Here is a 6,136-nt window from a genome sequence, read left to right as displayed (position 1 = left end):
GCTTACGCGATGATTAGGGCTTTGAACAAACTTACTGGGCTAGGTATGCCTGAAACCCACTATGTAGCTTGATATTTGAACAATGATGAGAGTGTTGTTCGCTCACTCGATTTAGGAAACAAAGCCTTAGTAGGCCATAATTTCTAGTTGCTCGACGATCTGGTTGCCTTGCTCAAGCCCTACATGATTCACAATCTTCGCTTTAATTAACTCAACATAGTTTGGCTGGATATTGTCGTCATCATCAAAAAGAGCGTCGCCTGCGTCGGAGATTAGTACTGCTAAGGCATTAAAACAGCGAGACATTTGGGCTAAATCGGTAAAAAGAAGGTTGGGCTTCCAACCACATGCGCCATGGCGAGCGAAAAGAATGTGTTCATCCTTTAAATGATAAATTAAGGGATCGCCATAGGAGCTTGCCAGTACTAGCCAATTATCATCCCAAGTAGGCTCCCGCGCTTGGGTGATACCATGCCAGCGATAACCCATTTGAAAATCGATGAGGTCTTCAAATCTTGGAAATTCAAATAGGGCAAAACCTATATCAAGTTGGCGTGATTCAGGAATATCAGAGCTAAGCCATGGCTTTAATGCTAGTGGGATGATCAAGTCCATCGTGATTACATTCCGTTGTCGTAAGCAATGAGCAGATTGCGATGCGGCGCATGTGCTATTCGCCGTGATTAAGCTATTTCCCCATGCACTCGGCGAGTAATTTAATAAAAAACTCGCTACCTTTACGCTCACAAAATTGAATATTGCGCTCGGGGATTGATTCAGGGTCGTTATAGTTAGCCAGGGCTAACTCCATACTGGCCTCGCGAATAATATGCAGGGTTGGGTAGGGCGCGCGGTTGGTAAAATTGGCGGCCGAGTCCTGTGGTTCATCCTCAAAACAATAGTCGGGATGAAAATGCGCGAGCTGATAAACGCCTTCATAGTCGTTGTCGAATAAGGCGTCGTTCGCCATATCGACGAGATCGAGGTAAGTGTAAAAGCCCTCAAATCCCCGCGGCAGAATAAACAGCGAGGTTTCGTGCTCTGGGTGCGCATCCAGGTATTGGCATTCTTCAATCAATGCCTTAAGCACTAGCTTGACTTTGGTTTGTTCAACAACAAGATAGCGAATACTGCCGCGCTCGACCTCACGTCTAGCGAAGGGGCAAATATTGTATTTCATGATCACTTTTTTCACCCAGTTATCGGTTTGTTGAGTGATCAGTTCTATCTCATTCATGCTAGTGCTTAACTCTTACGGCCAAAATTAGGGGGCGATCATAGGGATGATAGACGCCACAAGCAAGATGGCCATAGTGATATTAAAGATCTTCTGCTGGCGTTCGTTTTTCAAAATACGTTTAAGTGCTACACCAAACCCAAGCCAGACCACGGCACAGGGAAAAGCCACACATAAAAACACTGTGGCAATAGTAACCACTTGAGGTGTGAGATCCTGTTGTACTGAGGTAAAAGTGGCAATCGCGCCCACGGCCATAATCCAGCCTTTAGGATTAACCCATTGAAATGCCGCGGCTTGCAGAAAACTAAAAGGTTTAGCGATGCTCTTGCCCTCCATCTTGCTACTGCTATTGGCTATCAACCATGACAGGTACAGAAGGTATACAATCCCAATGACTTTAATCACTTGGTGGATAATCGGGTAGGCTTGAAATAGGGCGCTTAAGCCTAGGCCGATGGCGAGGATCATGGTAGGAAAGCCAAGGCTAATCCCCATCAGATGCGGAATACTGCGTTTAACGCCAAAGTTGACCCCTGAGGTCATCAGCATAATATTGTTAGGCCCAGGAGTGATCCCCGATGAAAAGGCAAACAATGCGATAGCCAGTATTAACTCCATAGATAAATTCCACACCTTTTATATATTGTCATTTTTGGCATTGAATAGGGATATTACTCTCGAATTTAAGCGCCGAGGTATTACTATCACTGACGTTGAGCGAGGCATTCTAGCGGGTAAATTGAATCGCGCCTATACGCTGTACGGGCTTTATAAAGTAACAAATCATAACTATGTGGTGCACACTAAGGTTTCTGAGCAATATAAGTGCAGCGGTTGCCGAACGTTGCAATTTAACACTATGATGAATATCGACTTTCAGTCTGAGAAATAGCAACTATCCTTAAGCTGTAAAAATTGCCATAAGGGAAAGAGCATGTATTTACCACAAAAAATAAGATGTGTACTGACAATTGTAAGCTTGAGTTTGCTAGGTCTTACCGCCTGTGTAAGTGTGAACGATGATTCGCAAGTGCTACGAACTACTGTCGTAACTTCGGGGGATTTGAGTCAATTACCGCCGAGCGCCATGACCTACAGTTGGCATCCCACACTACAGAAGATTTTTGTTGACCGCAGGCTCGATCAACAACAAGTCTTACAACATATGCAGGACACCCTTAAAAAAGTGCTGCTGACAAAAGGTTATCGCTGGGTTGAAGACCCGCAACTGGCGGACTTTCAAGTGGGGTTCGGCATCGCCATGGGCACACAAATGTCGGATGAGCAGATACTTGCCGCCGCAGGCTTAGTGCCTGGCCTGTCGAATCAAGGTGTTGATCTTAAAAAATACGATAAAGGCTCAGTGTTGATTAGCTTTTTTAAGCCAACGGGCATTGCGGGTCAGCCTTATGAGATGGTATGGCGAGTTCTTGGCCAAGGCTTTGCCAATATTAAGGATATGGACGAAGTCAAAGCCCGCTTCGATGGCTCAATCGAGGAAATGCTGCTATCGCTGCCCGCCACTCATGCGGTGCAATAGGGCGGATATTTTGGCGCAGTAATCAGTAAAGTCTTAAGGTGAGTAAGATGCTCGCCTAAAGAGCTAGCTGGAACACGAGTTTAGGATGTTGCAATGATAGACTAGACAATTCAGTTAGCTATTTACTTACCTATCTACAGATGACAGGTATTTTTACCTGACTAGGATATACGTCCGCAGAGGACTTATAAAGGGAGATTATGATGGCACAAAGTATCTTTGTTAATTTGGCGGTTGAAAGTGTTCAACAATCAAGGGCTTTTTATGCTGGTCTAGGGTTTGGTATCAATGAGCAATACAGCAATGAGCAGGCTGCTTGCGTGGTGATCCGCGGACAATATTTATGTGATGCTGCTGGCGAAGCCTTTTTTTGCTGGTTTTACCGATAAGGTGATTGCCGATGCCCATGCCACGACAGAGGTACTCAATTGCCTAGACTGTGACAGTCGAGAACGTGTCGACCAATTGGTAAAACTTGCTGAACAGCATGGTGGCAAAGCCTATCGTCAAGCACAAGATCAAGGGTTTATGTACGGCCATGCGTTCGAAGATCCCGATGGACATATTTGGGAACTTGTCTATATGGAAGCGCAAGTTGGTTAGTACATTGCCTTTCAAGCCAAGCGTTGCTAAGCCAAGAATAGCGCGCGTTGTGTAGGGCTTCGCCTTAGCACAACGCGGCGTAAGCTAGTTGCTTAAGGATACACTCACTTCATAGGCCGTAAATTTGCGGATATTAATCACGCCCGTATCGAACAGTAAATATTGGCCTTTGATGCCCTGTAAAATTCCGCTGACCACGGCGTCTTTATCAAAATTATGTGAGCTGATTTTTTTGGGGAAAACTTCAATCGGATAATGAATGGTTTGAATGTCTTCCTGCAATCGCTCGATGCTGTAATCACCTTTTTGCATAGCGATTTCATGCAGTTTTGCTTCGATGTGTGGGATCAGTTCCGCAGCCTTAGCATTCAAATCGATATCATCGGCATGGCCCTTTAACATGGCTTGCCAGTGAGTTTTATCGTTGATGAGCTTGGCTAACTCCACTTCCACTAAACCCGAGATTTGTCGTGTCGACACTTTAAAAATCGGTAAACCTTGGGTGGCACCTTGGTCAATCCAACGAGTTGGCAGTTGAGTGTGGCGAGTGATGCCGACTTTGATGCCTGAAGTATTAGATAGATAAACATAATGCGGCACAAAACAATGGCTTTGCGCCCACTCTGGCTCCCGGCAGGTGCCTTGGTCAAAGTGGCAAGTTTCGGGCTTCATGATGCACATATCGCAGCTGGCGAGCTTTTGCATACACACAAAGCAATGGCCTTGCGAATAGCTCTTTTTGGTCTTTTTGCCGCAGTTACAGCAGAAGATGTTACCCGTGTGGGTAAGTGTCAGCGGCTTGCCAATTAAGGGATTCAGTGGCAGTAATTCTTCACCTATCACCAGTTGATACTGTACTTGTTGCGCCTCATCTAAGTGTGCGCGCAGCTTTTTTAGCGTTCCTAACATAGGTGTTCCTAGTTTTTATTGTGTCACTGGGTTGGGCAAGGCTTCCCAGCGCACTTATGCATTCGTCATTGCTTGGTGTGCAGTATACAAGATTATCTAGTCGAGTTTAGATAGGAATTTTCGATTGATACCCCAACTTGATTTAAATGTACGGCGGTTAACGAGGGCCAATGAACTGTCAATTAACTCGTGGTGAGTGCGTCAGTTTGTTATTCACTTGTAGGTTATTTTGGACAAGCGTCCAGCATATCGGTAATCTTGTCATCCTTTTTAATCATTGAGACAGTATCTTGCCTGCCAATTTTTTACTCCTGCTCGCCGCTGCCATTTGGGGCTTTGGTTTTGTCGCGCAAACCTTAGGAATGGAGCATTTATCGCCCTTTGCATTCAACGGGCTACGTTTCTTAATTGGTACGCTGTCACTCGTTCCACTGGTGTGGTACTTGGCTCGGCAAGGTAAAATTCATCTCGGTACACCTAAAGATTTTGCCATTGGCTGCGTGGCGGTAGGCGGATTGCTGTTTGCTGGCGCCTCATTGCAACAGGTGGGGCTGCTGTATACCACCGCGGCCAATGCGGGCTTTATCACTGGGCTTTATATCGTGTTAGTGCCGATTTTGGGGCTGGCGCTGAAACATGCTACTGGCGCAAATACATGGTTGGGGTGTGCCGTTGCATTAGTGGGGTTGTATTTTTTAAGTATTAAAGACGGCTTTCACATTGGTTATGGCGATATGCTGCAATTGATTGGCGCGCTGTTTTGGGCGATGCACATTTTGGCGGTAGATCATTTTGCCAAGCGGATTTCGCCAGTGTTACTCGCCATGATGCAATTTTTGGTGTGCGGCGTATTAAGCCTGCTGGTGTCGGCGGCCATTGAGGTCACGACAGTCGATAAGGTGGTTGCCGCCTGGGGCTCACTGGCCTATGCGGGGCTGATTTCAGTGGGTATTGCCTACACTTTGCAGGTGCTGGCGCAAAAGCATGCGCATCCTGCCCACGCGGCGATTATTTTGAGTTTAGAAACTGTGTTTGCGGCCATCGGCGGTATTTTATTCCTTGGGGAGAGCTTAGGGCTGCGCGCCTTGGTTGGCTGCGGTTTGATGCTGCTCGGTATGCTGATTTCTCAAGTGCCGCTGCGTTATTTGATTAAGTCTCGGCACCAGAACGTTAACTAAGTCTCTATAAAAAAACGCCGCTGGCAGTGCCCGCGGCGTTTTTTGTTAAAAGTGTTGAAACCTAACGGCTGAGTTTATCCAGCACTAAGTCATCACCGAGGGCGTAGAGGGATTGCATTAGTTGCTCCTCTTGAGCAAGGTCGGTCAAGCCTAAACCTATGGTGGCGCGAAAGAGGGCGATGCCAGTATGGCCAGCGGTTTCAAATTGACTGCTAAATTGCTCGATATTGATGCCAAGTGCGGTGATCCGATTGGAGATATCCAGCACTAATCCGGGTCTGTCGTAGGACACTAAACTGTAGGTCAGCCGCTTAATGGGTTTGAGGGCGACTGAGGTTTTAGCATAGGTGAGGGTGAGCCCGTCGATACACTCTAAGGCTTCAATCAGCTCGTCCATTTTCAGGGAAGGTACTTCGAGTAACAAAATGGCGGCAAAAATCCCGTCGATATGGCGCAATTCTGAGTCGAGCCAATTGCCGCCATGGCGACTCACGGCGTGGGCGATTTGCTCTACTAATCCTTTTCTATCAGGTGCTTGAAGCGTGATTAAATATCGTAGCATGGCGACTGACTCCTATTTTTTGTAAAAGGCACCTGTTTTACAACGGGGTGTAACACAACTGTCATCTTTGCGTCATATAATTCAACGCACTTAGAATGAAGGGT

At 46.4% G+C, this 6,136-nt stretch carries 9 protein-coding genes; 4 read left to right on the top strand and 5 right to left on the bottom strand.

Features of this window, described 5'->3' with window-relative positions; genetic code table 11:
* Positions 1–126: 126 nt before the first annotated feature.
* From IEY09_RS08205 to IEY09_RS08195, 3 genes are all read right to left on the bottom strand, one after another.
* Positions 127–615: a hypothetical protein gene (locus tag IEY09_RS08205; RefSeq protein WP_188870594.1), complete on the bottom strand. Its 489-nt coding sequence runs from the start codon at positions 613–615 to the stop codon at positions 127–129.
* 73 nt (positions 616–688) lie between these two features.
* A complete protein-coding gene (locus IEY09_RS08200) occupies positions 689–1,237 on the bottom strand; it encodes a DUF1415 domain-containing protein (protein ID WP_037429883.1) in 549 nt (182 codons plus the stop codon).
* Positions 1,238–1,264: 27 nt separating this feature from the next.
* A complete protein-coding gene (locus IEY09_RS08195) occupies positions 1,265–1,858 on the bottom strand; it encodes a LysE family translocator (RefSeq protein ID WP_011623319.1) in 594 nt (197 codons plus the stop codon).
* A gap of 316 nt (positions 1,859–2,174) precedes the next feature.
* Here IEY09_RS08195 and IEY09_RS08190 point away from each other — a divergent pair, with 316 nt between their 5' ends.
* The 3 genes from IEY09_RS08190 (at position 2,175) to IEY09_RS20210 (ending at position 3,383) form a co-directional block, all read left to right on the top strand.
* Positions 2,175–2,780 (top strand): DUF4136 domain-containing protein, encoded by a 606-nt coding sequence (locus tag IEY09_RS08190; RefSeq protein WP_188870592.1) that lies wholly within the window; start codon positions 2,175–2,177, stop codon positions 2,778–2,780.
* Between the two features lie 203 nt (positions 2,781–2,983).
* Positions 2,984–3,169, top strand: a complete 186-nt coding sequence (locus IEY09_RS20215) for a VOC family protein (protein ID WP_229777780.1) — start codon at positions 2,984–2,986, stop codon at positions 3,167–3,169.
* Positions 3,126–3,383, top strand: a complete 258-nt coding sequence (locus IEY09_RS20210; RefSeq protein WP_229777778.1) for a VOC family protein — start codon at positions 3,126–3,128, stop codon at positions 3,381–3,383. The genes IEY09_RS20215 and IEY09_RS20210 overlap by 44 nt, the downstream gene beginning before the upstream one ends.
* A gap of 84 nt (positions 3,384–3,467) precedes the next feature.
* Here the strand turns inward: IEY09_RS20210 and IEY09_RS08180 are convergent, their stop codons facing one another.
* The gene (locus tag IEY09_RS08180) at positions 3,468–4,292 is read right to left on the bottom strand and encodes a DUF2797 domain-containing protein (protein ID WP_037416933.1); all 825 of its coding nucleotides are present in this window, start codon (positions 4,290–4,292) and stop codon (positions 3,468–3,470) included.
* 290 nt (positions 4,293–4,582) lie between these two features.
* Between IEY09_RS08180 and IEY09_RS08175 the strand changes: the two genes are divergently transcribed.
* A complete protein-coding gene (locus IEY09_RS08175; protein ID WP_188870590.1) occupies positions 4,583–5,470 on the top strand; it encodes a DMT family transporter in 888 nt (295 codons plus the stop codon).
* Between the two features lie 61 nt (positions 5,471–5,531).
* Here the strand turns inward: IEY09_RS08175 and IEY09_RS08170 are convergent, their stop codons facing one another.
* Positions 5,532–6,032: a glycine cleavage system transcriptional repressor gene (locus IEY09_RS08170; RefSeq protein WP_037416937.1), complete on the bottom strand. Its 501-nt coding sequence runs from the start codon at positions 6,030–6,032 to the stop codon at positions 5,532–5,534.
* Between the last annotated feature and the right edge of the window lie 104 nt (positions 6,033–6,136).

It is taken from the genome of Shewanella xiamenensis, assembly GCF_014647135.1.
Classification (GTDB): Bacteria; Pseudomonadota; Gammaproteobacteria; order Enterobacterales; family Shewanellaceae; genus Shewanella; species Shewanella xiamenensis.
Note: the sequence above shows the minus strand (reverse complement) of the source record. Positions and strands in the feature narration are given on the sequence as shown.